Below are 18,337 nucleotides of genomic sequence, written 5' to 3'. Positions count from 1 at the left end.
GGGTTTGGCTGGATCGGTTATCCTTAATCCGGTTTAGACTCGGATAATTTTTTAGGATTATTCTTAGATTAAGGCTTATTCGTTTTCGGGAGTTACTATGCTTTCACTCCGGAGTCCCCTGCTGATTTTTTCCGATCTGGATGGATCGCTGCTGGATATTCATACCTATGAGTGGCAGCCCGCGATGCCGTGGCTGGATAAACTGCAGGATAATCAGGTACCGGTGATCCTTTGCAGCAGCAAGAGCGCGGCAGAGATGCTGGATATTCAGCAGGATCTGGGTCTGGAAGGGTTACCGTTTATCGCTGAGAACGGCGCGGTGATTCAGCCTGACGTGCGCTGGGAAATGGGTCAGCGCCACGTCAACGGCATGACGCACCGGGAGATTCATCCGCTTATTGAGCAAATCCGCCTGCAGGCAGGCTTCAAATTCACCACCTTTGACGACGTGGACGAACGCGTCATTAGCGAATGGACGGGGATGACCCGCTATCGGGCGGCGCTTGCCCGCAAGCACGACGCGTCCGTCACCCTCATCTGGCGTGATTCCGACGAAGCCATGGCCCGGTTTGAAGCGGCGCTGGCGCAACGCGGGCTGAAATGCCTGCAGGGAGCCCGTTTCTGGCATATTCTCGATGCCGGCTGCGGTAAGGACGTTGCGGCTAACTGGCTGATCGCGCAGTACCGTGAACGGGAAAATATTGAACCCACCACCCTGGGGCTCGGCGACGGGCCTAACGACGCGCCGCTGCTGGACAGCGTGGACTACGCGGTGGTGATTAAAGGCATCAACCGCCAGGGTATCACGTTACGGGACGATAACCCCAGCCGGGTTTATCACACCCGGCAGGCGGGACCGCTCGGCTGGCAGGAGGGGCTGGATCATTTTTTGTCATGATCGTGCCAGACAACCCGGTTACGTCCTTCCTGCTTAGCTTTGTATAACCGGGCATCCGCGACGGACTGCAGCTGTTCGAAATCGTAGTTTTGGCTTTCCTGCGCGCTGCTGACGCCGAGTGACGCGCTGATGCGCAGGGTCGTGCTCTTCTTCACCAGAATCTCCTTGCTGTTGATTCGACAGCGAATACGCTCCGCCACGCCTCTCGCCTCCTCGAGGCCGAGCCCCGGCAGGACAATACAAAACTCTTCCCCGCCCACGCGTCCTGCCACGTCGTTTTTACGCAACGCGCTGGCAATCAGCCCTGCCGAGTGGGAAAGCATCTTATCACCGGCCTGGTGACCGAATCGATCGTTGACGCTTTTAAAATGGTCGAGATCTAACTGAATAACCGAGAACGGCAGCGACTGTTGATGACACTTCTCCGCCAGCAACTTCGCGCGTTCGAACAGCGCGCCGCGATTATTCAGGCGGGTTAGCGGATCGTGCCAGGCCTGCCATTTGAGCGAGTGCTGCAGCGTGTACATGTTGCTGACCATCCGGCGGATCACCAGCCATGAAATCAGCAGCATCGCGGTGAAGAGCGCCCACAGCAATGCCAGCACGATACTGATGCTGCCGAAGTCGCCCTGTACCCCTTCCTGCAGAGTATGGACACGCAAAACCAGGCCATCAAAGTGATCGAGCCGCTGCCAGCTGATGAACCGGCTGCCGAGGCGGATGCCACCGCCAGTATCGTGCTCGATGGCCTGCGCAATCTGCGCGATTTCGCGTTCATCGAAATGGTTCACCTGCTTATCAGTCTTTTCAGTGGAGGCAATCATATTGAGCCGGGAGTCGTACAGCTGATACTCCCCCTCCGTCCGGTCGTCCGTCGCCTCTGCCAGCAGGCGTTGCATCGTGTTCAGCGAAAAATCCATCGCCACCACGCCATACCAGTAGCGATTGAAATAGATGGGGACGCTGGCAGTGATCGTTCGCTCGTCACCGGTCCAGGATGACGGCGTGGAGATAAACCAGCGCACCGCGCGGGAGCGATTGTTACGTTCCGACTGCTGGGTAAACCATGACTGCGTGACCAGGTGGTAATAGCGGGGGATAATATTGGTCGCCTCTGATAGCGTGTCCGTCGAAAGATAAAACCCGGCGCGTGAAACGTAGATCACCCGCGATTCGCTATGCCTGCTCGATGTCGCCAGCCTGAGCAGGTATCCCACCTCAAGCGCGGCTGAAATTTCATTGCTGATGCGTTCAGCATCCCGGTTCAGAAGCGAGGTTTTTTCGACAAACGCATCCGAGACGCCGTTAATCGGAAGCGTGCGATTTTTATCAACAACAAGCTGCCAGGTGGGACGCATACGGAGAGCGTTAAAGCGCGACACCGCATCATGCAAAACATTGAAGGCCAGCGGCGTCTGTAGCGCATCGTGCATGCTCTGGCGAAATAACAGCATTTTATCCACGCTGTACTGCAGCTGCCTGTCCAGCGAGCTGGCCACGGTTTCCAGATGGTTGCGCTGGCTGGAGATATACGCCTCTTCGAGGACCACCACCTCACGCCAGGTCAGGAGAGTGGAAAACACCAGAACAACGATAAAACAGAGGTTAACAATCAAACCCGGATTGCTACGCTTATGCAGCCATTGCAGAAAAGATCGTCTTACAACAAAGGTATCGCGCTGCACACACACTCCCTGATTACTGCCTTACACCCGGTACTTCAGGTAAAAACGCCCGGCAAAGCCGGGCGTTATGTGATTAAGCCTGATCGTGCTTGCGCTGTCCGTCACCGGGCTGAAGCTCATCTTCACGAAAGGCTTCCCGCTTAATGCTATAGCCATCATGCCACCGACACTCCACCATTCCGCTGGAATACCCGGTGACAATCATCCGCGGGCCGCCCTTCTTAGGCTTAACTTCATCACTGACCAAAAAGACCATACCTGCCTCCTGTATCAGGGTGAAACTGTTTCAATTTAGACGAGGAATGGTCTTTTTGCACACCGCAACAGGTAACAATTAGTGCGCCGTACCGCGCATTTTTTCGACCAGTTTCACCGCCGCCACCACGATAGCGCCAACGATAAAGCCCAGCACAAGATTAAGCAGCGTCGGCAGAATCGCTGCCACCACGCCCCCCTGCGCCGAGGCGAAATGTTCGATAGCATGGTGCAGCGGAGCAATGCCGTGGACCACAATACCGCCGCCCACGAGGAACATCGCGAGGGTGCCCACCACGGACAGGCTCTTCATCAGCCACGGCGCCAGCGTCAGCAAGCTTTTGCCGATGCCTTTTGCCACCGCGCTGGATTTCTCCTCCAGCCAGTAGCCGATATCATCGAGCTTAACGATCAGCCCGACCAGGCCGTAGACGCCTACCGTAACCAGAATGGCGATCCCGGAGAGGACCATCACCTGATTCAGCAGCGGCGCATCTGAGACAATGCCCAGCGTAATGGCAACGATCTCTGCCGACAGAATAAAGTCGGTGCGAATGGCGCCTTTGATTTTATCGCGCTCGAAGACTTTCGGATCCTGCGCGGCCAGCGCTTCAAGGCGCTGCTGGCGCGCCTCCGGGGTATCCTTCTGCTTGCGCGCGCTCAAGGAGTGCAGAACTTTCTCCACCCCTTCGAAGCATAAAAATGCCCCGCCAATCATCAGCAGCGGCGTGATGGCCCAGGGAATGAATGCGCTGATCAGCAGCGCCAGCGGCACCAGGATCACTTTATTCAGAAACGAGCCTTTTGCCACGCCCCACACCACCGGCAGCTCGCGGTTAGCCCGTACCCCGCTCACCTGTTGGGCGTTAAGCGAGAGATCGTCCCCCAGCACCCCTGCGGTTTTCTTCGCCGCCAGTTTCCCCATCACGGAAATATCATCCAGTAGGGTGGCAATATCATCCAGCAATGTTAGTAAGCTACTTCCTGCCAAAATGGTGATCCTTCTTTTTTGGTAATTAAGTGAATAGTATGGAGCAAAAGCGCAATCGCGGAAACAGGCACCTTTCGTCAACAAAAATTTCACATCATCTACACAATTAAAGGGCTCGCCAGCGCGATAGTTTTCGCGTTTACTATCAGCGACCTTTTTATTTCGTCGTGAGGGATTATGCGTTTCCGGCAACTGCTTCCGCTTATCGGGGCACTTTTTTCGCTGTATATCATCTGGGGTTCAACCTATTTTGTCATTCGCATCGGCGTGGAAAGCTGGCCGCCGCTGATGATGGCGGGCATTCGCTTCCTTTCGGCGGGCGTGCTGCTGCTGGCCTTCCTGCTGCTGCGCGGGCATAAGCTTCCTCCGCTTCGCCCAATGCTGAACGCCGCCCTGATCGGCCTGCTGCTGCTGGCGGTCGGGAATGGCTTTGTGACCATTGCCGAGCACCAGAACGTACCGTCTGGGATCGCCGCCGTGGTCGTTGCTACCGTACCGCTGTTTACCCTCTGCTTTAGCCGTCTTTTCGGCATCCGCACCCGCAAGCTGGAGTGGCTGGGGATTGGCATCGGCCTTGCCGGCATTATTCTCCTCAACAGCGGCGGTAACCTGAGCGGGAATCCGTGGGGCGCTGTGATTATCCTTATCGGCTCGATGAGCTGGGCGTTTGGTTCCGTATACGGTTCGCGTATCGAACTGCCGACCGGCATGATGGCGGGGGCAATAGAGATGCTTGCGGCTGGGATTGTGCTGCTGCTGGCCTCAGCCCTGACGGGAGAGAAGCTGACTTCCCTGCCGCCGCTGTCGGGCTTCCTGGCGGTAGGCTACCTGGCGCTGTTTGGCTCTCTCATCGCCATCAACGCCTACATGTTCCTGATCCGCAACGTCTCTCCGGCGGTTGCCACCAGCTATGCCTACGTCAACCCGGTCGTGGCCGTGCTGCTCGGCACCGGGCTTGGCGGTGAAACGCTCTCTCCGGTTGAGTGGTTAGCTTTAGGGGTGATTGTTTTTGCCGTCGTACTGGTGACTTTAGGCAAATATTTGCTGCCGGCAAAGCCTGTTGTTACGCCTTGTGAGGTGGAGAAACCGTAAGCGCGTGAATTCCCTGGGTGTCGATCTGCGCGGTTTCACCGCCGCCGCAGATCCACTCTTCCAGCCGTTCGCTCAGATCGGCATCGTTCAGCTTTAACCGTCCTCTTAGCGCACACTCCCAAACGATCAGCACTCTCCAGCCCTGCGCGACAAGCGTGGCGAGATCCCGGGCGTCGCGCTCAACGTTCTTGCCAATCTTCTCCAGCCAGAAATCGGTGCGCGTCGCCGGGACTTTAAACAGGTAGCAGTCGTGATGATGCCAGAAACAGCCGTGGGTGAAGATAATGCACCGATACGCGTCGATGACGAAATCCGGGCGACCCGCAAGCGCGGGATCCTGCACGCGAAAGTCGAAGCCCGCCTGCGTCAGCAGCCCGGCCAGACGCTTTTCAATCGCGGTGTCACGCGTGCCGATGGCACGCATGTTTTTGCTGCGCGTGGCCTTATCGTGAACGTCCGTCATTGACGGCCTCACTCTGGCGTAGCGCCACCGCCTGTTTGATGCGCGGAGCCAGCAGTTTTGCCACCGCCGCAAACGCGGGCACCACCACCGAGTTACCAAACTGACGATAAGCCTGGGTGTCTGAAACCGGAATGCGGAAGCGGTAGCCCTGCGGCGTTTCAAAGCCCATCAGGCGGGCGCACTCCCGCGGCGTAAGACGCCGCGGACGGTGACGCTGGTTTTGCGGATCGTCGAAATCTTTCTCGCCCAGCGCTTTATCCCAGCCTCTGTCGATAAGGATTTCCGCGCCGTCTTTGTAGTAGCGAGCGGACAACGTGCGGGTCACGCTGTGCGGATCGTTTGGGTTCACCATACCAAACCCGAAGCCGTTGCCTTTGGCCTGATGCTTTTTGGCATAGCGGTAGAGGTATTTCCACAGGATCGGCGTAAGGATAAATTTCGCGTCGACCACCGGCTCCAGCAGGTCGGCAATGGTTGGACGACGCTCGGGGTATAAGGAGGGAATATCCCGCAGGGTGAAATCCCCCTTCAGATTGAGGTCGCGGCGGAAACCGACCAGCACAATGCGTTCGCGATGCTGGGGCAGGAAGTGTTTCCCGTCGATGATTTTCGGGTCATCCGCGCCCATGTCCGCGGAATCGGCCACGTCATAGCCCAGCTCGTCCAGCGTTTGCATGATAATGCGGAAGGTCTTTCCACCGTCATGGCTCTTTAAGTTCTTGACGTTTTCCAGCACGAATATGGCCGGGCGACGGGCGTCAATGATTCGGGCCACGTCAAAAAACAGCGTTCCCTGCGTATCGCAGGCGAAACCGTGGGCACGCCCGAGGGCATTCTTTTTGGAAACGCCGGCCAGCGAGAAAGGCTGGCACGGGAAGCCCGCCAGCAGCACGTCATGTGCCGGAATCGTCTGGCGAATGTGCTCGGCGGCTTGTTCATCCGTGACGCCGCTTTTATGGCTCAGGGTAACGTCGCGGATATCGGCGTTGAAATGATGTTCATGCGGATCGCAGTACCAGTTCGCTTTATAGGTGCGTACCGCATGTTTGTTCCACTCGCTGGTAAACACGCACTGACCGCCGATAGCTTCAAAGCCGTGCCGGATGCCACCGATGCCGGCAAACAGATCGATAAAGCGGAAGGCATAGTTCGGGTGCGCGGCAGGCGGCGGCGGAAGCAGATTTTGCAGATAACGAAACTCGCCTTCGCTCAGGCGACGCCCTGCCCGATCGCTGGTCAGCAGTCGCTTAAGGATGGCCGGGCTCCAGTGGCTCTCGCCGTGCGCCACCAGCTGGTTTGCCAGCGTTTTAGCGTCATAAATATCCAGCAGCTGGCGCAGTAATGCCTGCACCGTTGCCGTTGACTTCTCAGCCTGCTCAGGCGCGGGCTCTGTCACTGATCGATTTTCCTGCATTCTTTTAACCGGGCAATAAAGACTGAAAACAGATTACCACAGTTCACTTTCGCAAACTGCGAAGTAAGCGGTGTTGAATCTGGCTATCCAGCCCGATGCAGTCGCCCTGTAATTCGGCACTGAGTTTCGCCATAAACTGAATCAGAAAATCGGCGTTGTGCTGTGCGAGCTTGCGCCCGACGTCGGTTTGCATTGTATCAGGCAAGCGCAGCAGCTTGGTCTGAAAATGATCGAGCGCAAACGCCCGGTCATCAAGCGGGCGCGCGTCGGCAAACGGATCGTCCGCGTTAAAAAGCGGTACGCCCAGCGCTCCTGACACGGCAAACACGCGCGCCAGGCCAATCGCCCCCAGCGCCTCAAGACGATCTGCATCCTGGACAATTTTGGCCTCAATCGTGTGCGGCGTCAGGCCGGCGCTGAAACTGTGCGCCTCGATGGCGTGCTCCACGGCGGCGTAGCGATCGGGCGGGAAGTCAGGGAAATCGCGGTGAAGAATCTCCCGCGTCCTGCGCGCAGCCAGGCGCGACGACTGGCTGCGTTCAGGATGGTTTTTCGGCAGGCTGACGATGTCGTGAAAATAGCAGGCGGTCAGGATCGTCAGCGGGTCGACGTGGTGATGCACCATGATTTTCTGCGCCGTCATCCAGACGCGACGGAAGTGTGAAATATCGTGCGCGGTGTCGTCGGTCGCGTGATGTTCATCAAGCCAGGATTCAAAGCGCTGCTGCCACTGTATGAGTTCCATCATCCTTTCCTGTTACGAAAATGGGCCCTGAATTATAACATAGCCAAATGAAATAAATTAAAAAATAGAAATGCGAAATACTTAATAATAATTACCCGTAATATATTCAGATAATTAATTCACATGAAAAATAAAGAGATGAATAGAAATATTCTGTAATATTTTTACTGATTTAATTACATTTATTTTTGGACCAAACTAACAAACCATAGAATAGTATCGAACACGTAATTACGGAGGGTGATTACATCTATTCATATAAATTATCTTTAAAGGGAATATATAATGAAAAGAAAAGTTCTGGCAATTCTGGTACCCGCGTTTTTAATGGCTGGTGCAGCGCATGCGGCTGAAATGTACAACAAAAACGGCAACAAAGTTGACCTGTACGGCAAAGTAGACGCGCGTCATACCTTCTCTGACAACCCTGGCGACGACGGCGATGAAACCTATGTACAAATTGGTTTCAAAGGCGAAACGCAGATTACTTCCGAGCTGACCGGTTATGGTCAGTGGGAATATAAAACCTACGCTAACGATACCGAAGGCGCTGGTGATAAATCATTTAACCGTCTGGCATACGCTGGCCTGAAATATGGCGAATACGGTTCATTTGACTACGGCCGTAATTACGGCGTCGTGTATGACGTTGAAGCCTGGACCGATATGCTGCCGGTATTTGGCGGTGATTCTTACACCTGGACCGATAACTTCATGAACGGCCGTGCTAACGGTCTGGCTACCTACCGCAACGCCGATTTCTTCGGTCTGGTTGAAGGTCTGAACTTCGCGCTGCAGTATCAGGGTAATAACGAAGGTGGTCCGCACGAAGATCAATATGGCAATGTTGTTAACGTTCAGGAAGGCACCAAAAACGGCCATGACGATGTTCGCTTCCAGAACGGCGACGGCTTCGGCATGTCTACCACCTATGACTTCTCCGGCGATCTGTCCGGCCTGAGCCTGGGTGCAGCATACTCTTCTTCTGACCGCACCAACGAGCAGGTGGCATACGGTAAAAGCCTTGAAGGCATCGGTTATGCCGGTGGCGAAAGAGCCGAAGCCTGGACCGTTGGCGCGAAATACGATGCAAACAACGTTTACCTGGCGATGATGTACGCTGAAACCCGTAACATGACGCCAATCGGTAACTTCGGTATCGCTAACCAGACCCAGAACTTTGAAGCGGTTGCACAGTACCAGTTCGACTTCGGCATGCGTCCTTCCCTGGCCTGGGTTTACTCAAAAGGTAAAGACCTCGACGGTCAGGGCTTCGATCAGGACCTGGTTAACTACATTGACCTGGGCATGACCTACAGCTTCAACAAAAACTTCTCCACCTACGTTGATTACAAAATCAACATGCTGGATCAGGACGAAGCGCTGTATGACGCATACGGCATCTCTACCGATGACATCGTTGGCGTGGGCATGACCTACCAGTTCTAATCGCCATAAACACTAAAGCCCGCATGATGCGGGCTTTTTTCATTTCAAGGCCGAGTTTACGGCGCTTCCTGCAGCGCCACGCGGATAAACCCGTTATTTTGCGCGAGCAGCTCATGGGCTTTCCACGCATCCAGACCGGTCAGCACCATCAGCACCGCCGTTTTACAGTGATGGTTACAGCTCTCCAGCGCGGCTTTTGCCTGCGCACGGGTGCATCCCCCCGCCTCCATCACGATGGCGATTTGCCGTTCGACCCATTTAGTGTTGCTTGCCTCAAGATCCACACGCAGGTTGCTGTAAACGCGTCCGGTACGAACGGCCAGCCCGGTGGCGATCGTCGAGAGGATCATCTTCTGCGCAATCCCCGCTTTGGTATTGATATAACCAGCAACCACATCAGCCCCCAGTTCCGGGGCAATCACCATGCTGGCCAGCTGTGCCGCTTCACTTTGCGCATCACCGGTGATGACCGCAACCGGCGCTCCCAGCGACCAGGCATGCCGCATCGCTCCCCAAACCCACGGCGTTTTTCCGCTGACAGTCACCGCCAGCATCATATCGTGTTCAGCAAATTTAATGGCCTGCAGGTCAGCGACCCCGCGCTCGTAGCTTCCTTCTCCCTCTTCTGCCGTCACGGCAATTACCGGAGTTTTACCCGGCGCATAGTCATCCGCAGCCTGCCGTGCGGTGCAGCCCGACGGTCCTGCCCCGACGATGACCAGACGGCCACCGTGGTTGAGCGCCGCGGCGGCGTTATCCACCACGCGGGCGATTGTCGTTAAGCAGGGTGTTATAGCAGCAGAAATGCGTGCATCTTCCTCGTGGATAACCTTCAGCATGTCCAGCGTGGACAATCTATCTATATTCATCGTGCTGGCGTGCCGTCTTTCCTTGACTGAACCGGTAAGCGTAATGCTCATAAACAGCCTCCTTATTATGAGTACCCACACACTATAAAGTGTTTTATATAGATGACCTGCGAGTGGGGTCACGAAAAGAAGAGCAAATCGACGCTTTTACATGGCTTTAAGAAAAGCCCATCATCAGCGATAATCACCCCCCTTTCTTAATCATCGCGGAGTGTTGATGAGCGATCTGCAGCCTTTCCCTCTGACGCGCAAGCGCCCCATGAAACTGTACACGCTGGTCACGTTGATGGTGTCCGCGATTATCGCCTCTGTGCTGCTGGTGGTTTTTGCGCTCTATTCCGTGCAGATCACCCGGGCGACCCGCGATGATGTAAAAGATACCGCTCTGGGCATCGCCCGCACGCTGGCCGACAGCCCGGAGATCCAGCGCGGCCTGATGCAGTCGCCGCAGGCCGACATCATTCAGCCCATCGCCAAAGCCGTCACCCAACGCAACGATCTGCTGCTCACCGTGGTGACCGACATGCGGGGGATTCGCTACTCGCACCCGAACGAGGCGCTCATCGGCCTGCATTTCATCGGCAACGATCTGGAGCCCGCGCTGGAAGGCAAAGAGAATGTCTCGGTTAACCGCGGCGCCCTCGCCGAAGCGCTTCGCGTTTTCACGCCGGTCTATGACAGCCAGCACGATCAGATCGGGGTCGTCGTGGTCGGCATCTCCCTGAAGAAGGTGGAAGACCAGATAGCCCGCGGGCGGCTTAACGCGCTCTGGACGATTTTGTTCAGCATCTTTATGAGCTCGATGGCGATTTGGGGTCTGGTACGGGTGCTGAAGCGCATTCTTTTCGGGCTCGAACCCTATGAAATCTCCGCCCTGTTCGAACAGCGCCAGGCAATGCTGCAGTCGCTTCGCGAAGGGGTACTGGCCGTCGATATTCACGGCCGCGTGACGATGATTAACCACACCGCCAGAGAAATTTTACTCCTGCCCTCGGGCAAGCAGACGGAAAACGCCAGCGCTCCCCTTCTGGCCAGCCTGCGGGAGGTTTCAACGACGGGCGTCGCGCTTCAGGATCGGGAGATCAGCTGTAACGGTCGGCTGCTATTGTGCAACATGGTGCCCGTCAAAAGCCAGGAGCGTGTCATCGGTGCGATAGCCACCTTCCGCGATAAAACGGAAATCAGCCAGCTGATGCAGCGTATTGATGGCATGGTCAACTACGTCGACGCCCTGCGCAGCCACACGCACGAGTTTATGAATAAACTGCATGTGATTCTGGGCCTGCTGCATATGAAGCGCTACGACAAGCTGGAGGAGTACATCATCCAGACGGCGCATAACTACCAGACGGATATCGGTACGATCCAGAGCAAGGTAAAGTCCCCGGTCGTTGCCGGGTTCCTGCTGGGCAAAATCAACCGGGCGAAAGAGGCTGGCGTTACCCTGACGCTGGCGGATGAATGCCTGATCCCGGATACCGCCAGCGAAGAGCAGGTTGCGGTGCTGATTACCGCGCTGGGTAATCTAATCGAAAATGCGCTCGACGCGATGGCAGGACAGCCGGAAGGCGAGATTGGCCTGCTGCTGCATTATCAGAATGGCTGGCTCAGCTGTGAAGTCAGCGACGATGGCCCCGGCATTGATCCCGCTCAGCTGGAGGCTATTTTTACTAAGGGGTTCTCAACAAAAGGTGAAAACCGCGGCGTTGGGCTGTTCCTTGCTCGCCAGCAGATCCAGAACCTGGGCGGCGATATTACCGTCGAGTCTGAGCCTGGCGTATTTACCCAATTTTTTGTTCACATCCCCTGGGATAGCGAGAGGAATATCGCGTGATAAATGTATTAATTGTCGATGATGACGCCATGGTGGCCGACCTCAACCGTCTGTACGTCAACCGCGTTGAAGGCTTTAGCTGCTGCGGCGTCGCCTCCACGCTCAGCCAGGCCAGGGCCATTATCAATAACCCCAGCCAGCCTGTTGATCTGGTGCTGCTGGACGTCTATATGCAGCAGGATAACGGGCTGGATCTGCTGCCCGACATTCGCGCGTCAGGCCGTCCGATTGATGTGATTATGATCTCCTCGGCCGCCGATGCCGCCACGATCCAGACCTCCATCCACTACGGCGTGGTGGATTATCTGATAAAGCCGTTCCAGTTCCCGCGCTTTGAAGAGGCGCTAAACGGCTGGAAGGCAAAGCACAGCCTGATGGGCTCGCACCAGTATTACGAGCAGGCGGACGTCGACCGGCTGATCCACGGCGGCGCGCCGGAGCTGGCGGACAGTAAAAAATTGCCGAAGGGGTTAACGCCGCAAACGCTGCGCACGATTTGCCAGTGGATTGACGGCCACCCGGAGACGGAATTTTCCACCGACGATCTGGCTAACGCAGTCAATATCTCCCGCGTCTCCTGCCGTAAGTACCTGATTTGGCTTGCGCAGATCAACATTCTGTTCACCAGCATTCACTACGGTGCCACAGGCCGCCCGGTGTATCGCTACCGCTTACAGCCGGAACAGATCGGGCTGCTCAAACAGTACTGTCAGTAACGCGGTAGCTCTCGTCCAGAAGGGTAAAACGGAAGTGGTGTGCTGAAGAGAACACCACTTCTTTTGTTTTGGTCACAAAGATAGCTTCAATATCGGGGCGCACGCGCAGGGCGGCACATCCCTTCTCTACCCCCATGCCGTACATCAGCGTGGTCCAGATATCGCCGTCAATGGAATCTTTTGAAATGATGGTGACGCTCTCCAGCTCGTTGTCCAGCGGGTACCCGGTACGCGGGTCGAGAATGTGGTGATAGCGCTTGCCGTTCTGCTCGAAGTAGCGCTCGTACGTTCCCGAGGTCACCACGGAGAGGTTCTCCACCGTCATCGCACCGATCAGCGCGTCACCAGCGAACGGTTTTTTTAGCCCCACGCTCCAGCCCCCTTCCGGCGAACCTAACGTCTGGATGTTTCCGCCGAGGTTGATCAGCCCCAGCTCAGCGCCCTCTTTACGCAGGTAGTCCCGCACCCGGTCGGCGATATAGCCTTTGGCGATGGCACCCAGGTCAATCTCCATCCCCGCTCTGGCCAGAAACACGCTGCTCTGCACTTCATCAAGGATGACATCCTCGGGCCGGGTTATCGCCAGCAGGGACGCAATATCATCAGCAGGCGGAACGCTGTCGCCCTGAAAGCCAATCTTCCAGCGCTTCACCAGCGGGCCGATCGCCAGGTTAAAGGCGCTGTTTTTAATCAGGCTTGCCGCTTTGGCACAGCGGATGAGATCAAACACCGGACGGCTGACGGTAATCGGTTGCTGGCCCGCCGCATGGTTGATGTCCATCACCTGGGAATGCGCGCGGTTAACGGTGAGGAGATCTTCGTACTGTTTAATCAGGCGGAAAACGCGGGACGCGAGAGCTTCGTCATGGGAGAAGAGCTTCAGGAGAATGGGCGAGCCCATCAGAACGGCGGAGTAGCTGTAAACGCGATGGCTATCAGGCATAGCATGAGTCCTCAGATGTAGCCCCGGCAGGCACCGCGCCGCCGGGGAAACAGGAGCCTTACGTTCTTTTTGAGCGCATCGCCGCCTGATGTCCGGCAAGGGTACCAAAAATAATGATATCTGCCACTGCGTTACCGCCGATACGGTTGCCGCCGTGGATCCCGCCAACCACTTCACCCGCCGCGAATGCCCCCGGCAGCACGTTGTGGTTGCTGTCCAGCACGCAGGTTTCGGTGTTGATGGTCACGCCGCCCATGGTGTGGTGCACGCCCGGCGCAATCTGAATGGCGTAGAACGGCCCTTCGTTGATGGGCGCACGCAGCGCGGTGGTGCGGCCAAAATCATCGTCGTGCTGTTTTTCCACAAAGCCGTTGTAGCGCTCAAGCGTTGCCAGGAACTGGTGATAATCCATACCCAGCGCTTCCGCCAGGGCTTTCGGCGAGCTGGCGCTGGTCACGAAGCCTTTTGCGATGTACTCATCCGCGGCTTTGTTTTTAGCACGAACGTGCTCGTCAAAGACGATGTACGCGTATTTTTCCGGCAGCGCGATGATTGACGCCGAGACTTTATCGCGGGTCGACATTTCGTTGTAGAAGCGGTTGCCCTGCTGATTGACCAGAATTGCCCCGCCGCCGCGAATGGATTCGGAAATCAGGTACGAGGTTTTCTGCTCAACGGTTGGGTGGATCTGAATTTCACCCATATCCACGGTGCCTGCGCCAATACGTTCCAGCAGCGCGATACCGCCGCCGGTCGCCCCTTTATGGTTGGTCGTGACGAACCCTTCCAGATCCGGGCGGTATTTCACCACCATCTGGCTATTCGCGCTGAAGCCGCCGGTTGCCACGATCACGCTTTTAACTGCCACGGTGACGGTTTCGTTCTCTTCAGTGGTCAGGCGCACGCCGGTCACTTCACCGTTCTCGAAGATGATGTCACTGACGGAGGTATCCAGCATCACTTCAATGTTGCGCTTGTTGACGTTACGCACCAGGCCGCTGATCAGGTAGCCACCCACCGCCGAGCCGTCTTTTGGACGGTGCGTACGGTCAATGCTCATCCCACCGGTGGTGGTGATGTCGTTCAGCATGATGCCGCGCGCTGCCAGCCACTCAATCGCTTCCGGCGCGTTCTCGACAAAGCGACGCAGCAGTTCCGGGTCGTTCTTGTTGCCGCCGCCTTTCAGGCTTTCCTGATAGAACAGCTCTTTGCTGTCCTGAATGCCCTTCACGCGCTGGAAGCGGGTTTCTGCGGCGTTCATCCCTGCAGAGGCTTTAATAGTGTTCCCACCGATGGTTGGCATTTTCTCGACGATCAGCACGCTTGCGCCTTCGTCGTGAGCCTGAATGGCCGCCGCCAGACCGGCGCCGCCGCTGCCGACCACCACCACGTCCACGCTGCGGGTTTCGTTCGGGTCAACGCCCTCTTCCGCCGCCAGCGCCTTGCTGGATTTCAGCATCGCTTTAGAGACCGCTTTTTTCACCGCCTCGCTCTGGCTGGTTGCGCCGGTAATGGCATCCACGTGCGGGGTATTAGCATCCAGAATGCGGGTGCGGATCTCTTCAAAGCTGGTGACAAACTCAACGTCTTCACTCGGGCCGGAGGCGAGCTTGATGTCCGCAATGCGGTCGGTTTCCAGGCTGACGTTAATCACCAGTTCGTTAGCGTCGTCCTGCACTTTCTCAACAAAGGTGCCGGGTTTGAATTTGGACTCGCCCATGCTCATGTCGCGGATCATCGCTTCCACCAGCGAGAAGCGCCACAGCGGTTCAGGAATGCTCAGTTCCTCGCGTCTGGTGCTATCCATAAACAGCTCAAGGCTTTCGCCCGCCGCGATGCGGTCGGTCCAGTCCGGGTAGGCAATGGTGGCGCGGCCAACGGCAATCAGGTCGTAACCGTGGTCCAGCGCTTCATTCACGTCTGACGCATTCACCACGCCGCCCACGCCCATCACCGGAACCTGCGCCAGCGTTTCAGAACGCATCGCGCAGTATTTTTCGATCAGCGGCGTCGGGTCCTGGGTGTCAACAATGGAAGGTCGCAGGGTGGCGCCCACGGAGAAGTGCAGGTAGTCCACGCCGCGCGCGGCCAGTTTCTCCAGCAGGTACATGGTGTCCTCAAAGCGGATGCCCGGCACTTCGAGTTCTTCAGGGGAGAAGCGGTAGCCGATGATGAAGGCGTCATCGGCGTACTGGCGCACCATTTTGTGGGTAATGTCCAGCACCGCCAGCGGGAACTTCGCGCGGTTGTCGCGGCTGCCGCCCCACTCGTCGTCGCGCTGGTTTGAGTTTGGGGAGTAGAACTGCTGAATCAGGTAGGTGTTCGCCCCGTGGATCTCCACGCCGTCGAAACCGGCCTGGATGGCGCGGCGCACGGCTTCACCAAACTTGCCGATCATGCCTTCCACTTCTTCTGCGGTCAGGGCAACCGGCGTCGCGGCACCGTCACGCGGCGCGGCCACGGCGCTTGGGCCCACCGGAGTACGGCCACCGATCAGTTTCGGGTCAACCATGCGGCCGCCGTGGTAGATCTGCAGCAGCGCCTTAGAGCCTTTGGACTTAATGGCCTCGGCGATTTTCGCCAGCCCGGCAATTTTCTCGTCGTTATCAATCCCGATCGCACCCGGGAAGGCGAGACCGAGATCGTCGACAAAGCAGCACTCCACGATGATGGTACCAATGCTGCCGGAACGGGCCCGATAGTACTCCACCAGCTCGCTGGTGACGGTGCCGTCATAGTAGCCGGTACAGGTTGTCATCGGGGCCATTAACAAACGGTTTTTCAGTTCAGTGCCATTCGGTAATGTGAAGGGGCTAAGAATGCGTTCGTTAGTGCTCATAATAGAAACTCCAAACTTTTAAAAATTGAGAATTCGTTATCGGATTGGTTTTTTATTTCGTCGTTATTTGCCGATGTCATGATATTAATATAATGATTTTTTTAGTTTCTAAAGCTATTACGTTAGTTAAAAAACTATTTAATCCCTGCAATAACACTAATAATACATTGGTGTTAGCGATTGTCATTCAGGCATTCACAATATTTTAAAATTCGTTAAATAAAAAATGGTAAAACCATTTCACCAAAAATCAAAAAGCTCAAAACAAATCAATAAGATGACTTGAACTTAAAATTTAGCCTGTTACAAAAATGATAAAATAAACCCGCAGAAAAGATAATAACCACATACGCCAGAGTGGTTATTAATAAAAGCATAAAAATAACGCTGCAATTCTGTTTTTTTGATCTCGATCAATAGTTATGGTATTCAAAAGCGCAATATAAAAACATCATCATTTTTTAATTTAACGCAGGCAAAAAAGCGTTAAATCGCTATTACTGAAAATACAAGAAAGCACCTTTAATAACTAAAAAAAGCAAAGAAACTTAAGAAAGCAATTTTGTTTTTCAGTGCGATCGAATTTTTGACAACTTAAGACGTGAAACTATGAATACAAAAACTGCTGTAACGCCCCCCGTGGCGAACCAGGCATCAAATGGAAACGCAAAACGACTGCTGATGATGGCGTTACCCGTCATCGTCGCCGTACTGCTGCTGTTTGTTCCCGTTCCTGAAGGCTTGCCGCCTTACGCGTGGCACTACTTCGCTATCTTTGTCGGCGTGATCGTTGGTTTGATCTTCGAACCGCTGCCTGGCGCGGTGATCGGCCTGACCGGCGTGGTCGCCATTGCCCTGTGCAGCCAGTGGGTGCTGTTCAGCCCCGATCAGCTGGCTGACCCGAAATTCAAGCTGGCGGGCGCCTCCTTTAAATGGGCGGTGAGCGGGTTTGGTAACTCCACCGTCTGGCTGATCTTCGGTGCCTTTATGTTCGCCGCAGGCTATGACAAAACCCGCTTCGGCCGCCGTCTGGCGCTGATTCTGGTGAAGTACCTCGGCCGTCGCAGCCTGACGCTCGGTTACGCCATTACGTTTGCAGACCTGCTGCTGGCACCGTTCACTCCGTCCAACACCGCGCGCAGCGGTGGGACCATCTACCCGATCATCGCTAACCTGCCGCCGCTGTACGGTTCAAAACCCAACGACCCAAGCGCGCGCAAAATTGGTTCATACCTGATGTGGGTGGCAATCACCGCGGCCTGTATCACCAGCTCAATGTTCCTCTCCGCCCTTGCGCCGAACCTGCTGGCGCTGGCGCTGGTGAAAAGCACCGTAGGGATTGATATCTCCTGGGGCACCTGGTTCCTCGCATTCCTGCCGCTGGGTATCCTGCTGATTCTGACCATGCCGCTGCTGGCCTACTGGTTCTACCCGCCAGAAGTGAAGGTGAACAATGAAGTGCCGCTCTGGGCAACCCGCGAGCTGGAAAAACTCGGCAAGCTGTCCCGCAATGAAATTCTGCTGCTGGTCTTCGTCTGCTGCGCGCTGCTGATGTGGATCTTCGCCGCCGCGTGGATTGAGCCTGCAATGGCGGCCCTGCTCATCGTCGGGCTGATGCTGTGGACCGGCGTGCTGGAGTGGAACGATATTACCGGCAACAAAGCCGCGTGGAACACCTTCGTCTGGTTTGCCACCCTGGTGGCGCTGGCGGACGGCCTCTCCTCTACCGGCTTTATCAGCTGGCTGGGTAAAGAAGGCGGCTTGCTGATGAGCGGTATCTCTCCGGGCGTCGCGACCATCGTCCTGCTGCTGGCGTTCTACCTGCTGCACTATCTGTTTGCCAGCACCACCGCGCACACTACCGCGCTGCTGCCAGCGATGCTGACCATCGCCTCCACCATTCCGGGCATGAATATGGAAGTGTTCGTCCTGCTGATGGTGACTTCCCTGGGCGTGATGGGGATTATCACCCCGTACGGTACTGGCCCAAGCCCGATTTACTACGGTAGCGGCTACCTGCCAACCAAAGACTACTGGCGCCTCGGCACCATCTTCGGTGCCATCTTCCTGGCGGCCCTGCTGCTGATTGGCTATCCGTGGATGTCCATGATGTTCTGATTCCTGACCGCCGGACGTTTCCTCCG

Annotated in this window: 15 protein-coding genes; 6 read left to right on the top strand and 9 right to left on the bottom strand. The window is 56.0% G+C overall.

Features of this window, described 5'->3' with window-relative positions; genetic code table 11:
- The first annotated feature begins 97 nt into the window (after window positions 1–97).
- Window positions 98–898 carry a mannosyl-3-phosphoglycerate phosphatase-related protein gene (locus OSH03_RS08560; RefSeq protein WP_266178823.1) on the top strand — a complete coding sequence of 267 codons (801 nt, stop codon included), beginning with the start codon at window positions 98–100 and terminating at the stop codon, window positions 896–898.
- Here the strand turns inward: OSH03_RS08560 and dgcQ are convergent.
- From dgcQ to OSH03_RS08545, 3 genes are all read right to left on the bottom strand, one after another.
- Window positions 883–2,583 (bottom strand): cellulose biosynthesis regulator diguanylate cyclase DgcQ, encoded by a 1,701-nt coding sequence (gene dgcQ / locus OSH03_RS08555; RefSeq protein ID WP_266178822.1) that lies wholly within the window; start codon window positions 2,581–2,583, stop codon window positions 883–885. The two genes, OSH03_RS08560 and dgcQ, sit on opposite strands and share 16 nt — an antisense overlap.
- Window positions 2,584–2,656: 73 nt before the next feature.
- A complete protein-coding gene (locus OSH03_RS08550) occupies window positions 2,657–2,839 on the bottom strand; it encodes a YodC family protein (protein WP_061097751.1) in 183 nt (60 codons plus the stop codon).
- Between the two features lie 78 nt (window positions 2,840–2,917).
- Window positions 2,918–3,832, bottom strand: a complete 915-nt coding sequence (locus OSH03_RS08545) for a DUF808 domain-containing protein (protein WP_266178926.1) — start codon at window positions 3,830–3,832, stop codon at window positions 2,918–2,920.
- A gap of 174 nt (window positions 3,833–4,006) precedes the next feature.
- On the opposite strand from OSH03_RS08545, the gene yedA reads away from it, so the two are divergent.
- Entirely contained in the window at window positions 4,007–4,921 is a 915-nt protein-coding gene (gene yedA, locus OSH03_RS08540; RefSeq protein WP_253542645.1) for a drug/metabolite exporter YedA, read from the top strand.
- On the opposite strand, the gene OSH03_RS08535 is transcribed toward yedA, so the two are convergent.
- From OSH03_RS08535 to OSH03_RS08525, 3 genes are all read right to left on the bottom strand, one after another.
- Entirely contained in the window at window positions 4,893–5,384 is a 492-nt protein-coding gene (locus OSH03_RS08535) for a very short patch repair endonuclease (protein ID WP_253542648.1), read from the bottom strand. The genes yedA and OSH03_RS08535 overlap by 29 nt on opposite strands.
- A complete protein-coding gene (locus OSH03_RS08530; RefSeq protein WP_338148597.1) occupies window positions 5,365–6,780 on the bottom strand; it encodes a DNA cytosine methyltransferase in 1,416 nt (471 codons plus the stop codon). The genes OSH03_RS08535 and OSH03_RS08530 overlap by 20 nt, the downstream gene beginning before the upstream one ends.
- 61 nt (window positions 6,781–6,841) lie before the next feature.
- A complete protein-coding gene (locus tag OSH03_RS08525; protein ID WP_266178925.1) occupies window positions 6,842–7,543 on the bottom strand; it encodes a phosphohydrolase in 702 nt (233 codons plus the stop codon).
- A 285-nt stretch (window positions 7,544–7,828) separates the two neighbouring features.
- Between OSH03_RS08525 and ompC the strand changes: the two genes are divergently transcribed.
- Window positions 7,829–8,992, top strand: coding sequence for a porin OmpC (ompC, locus tag OSH03_RS08520; RefSeq protein ID WP_266178820.1), 1,164 nt, complete (start codon window positions 7,829–7,831; stop codon window positions 8,990–8,992).
- 56 nt (window positions 8,993–9,048) lie between these two features.
- Here ompC and OSH03_RS08515 read toward each other — a convergent pair whose 3' ends face one another.
- The gene (locus tag OSH03_RS08515; protein WP_266178819.1) at window positions 9,049–9,912 is read right to left on the bottom strand and encodes an N-acetylmuramic acid 6-phosphate etherase; all 864 of its coding nucleotides are present in this window, start codon (window positions 9,910–9,912) and stop codon (window positions 9,049–9,051) included.
- Window positions 9,913–10,078: 166 nt separating this feature from the next.
- Between OSH03_RS08515 and OSH03_RS08510 the strand changes: the two genes are divergently transcribed.
- Together OSH03_RS08510 and dcuR are read left to right on the top strand one after the other, a co-directional pair.
- A complete protein-coding gene (locus OSH03_RS08510; protein ID WP_061097743.1) occupies window positions 10,079–11,695 on the top strand; it encodes a sensor histidine kinase in 1,617 nt (538 codons plus the stop codon).
- Window positions 11,692–12,411, top strand: coding sequence for a two-component system response regulator DcuR (gene dcuR, locus OSH03_RS08505; RefSeq protein ID WP_151413384.1), 720 nt, complete (start codon window positions 11,692–11,694; stop codon window positions 12,409–12,411). The genes OSH03_RS08510 and dcuR overlap by 4 nt, the downstream gene beginning before the upstream one ends.
- Here dcuR and OSH03_RS08500 read toward each other — a convergent pair.
- Window positions 12,392–13,354 carry an FAD:protein FMN transferase gene (locus tag OSH03_RS08500; protein ID WP_266178818.1) on the bottom strand — a complete coding sequence of 321 codons (963 nt, stop codon included), beginning with the start codon at window positions 13,352–13,354 and terminating at the stop codon, window positions 12,392–12,394. The two genes, dcuR and OSH03_RS08500, sit on opposite strands and share 20 nt — an antisense overlap.
- A gap of 58 nt (window positions 13,355–13,412) precedes the next feature.
- Window positions 13,413–16,193: a flavocytochrome c gene (locus tag OSH03_RS08495; protein ID WP_266178817.1), complete on the bottom strand. Its 2,781-nt coding sequence runs from the start codon at window positions 16,191–16,193 to the stop codon at window positions 13,413–13,415.
- A 609-nt stretch (window positions 16,194–16,802) separates the two neighbouring features.
- Between OSH03_RS08495 and OSH03_RS08490 the strand changes: the two genes are divergently transcribed.
- Window positions 16,803–18,311, top strand: coding sequence for an anion permease (locus OSH03_RS08490; RefSeq protein WP_023312327.1), 1,509 nt, complete (start codon window positions 16,803–16,805; stop codon window positions 18,309–18,311).
- Window positions 18,312–18,337 lie beyond the last annotated feature (26 nt).

It is taken from the genome of Enterobacter nematophilus, from assembly GCF_026344075.1.
Lineage (GTDB): Bacteria > Pseudomonadota > Gammaproteobacteria > Enterobacterales > Enterobacteriaceae > Enterobacter > Enterobacter nematophilus.
Note: the sequence above shows the minus strand (reverse complement) of the source record. Positions and strands in the feature narration are given on the sequence as shown.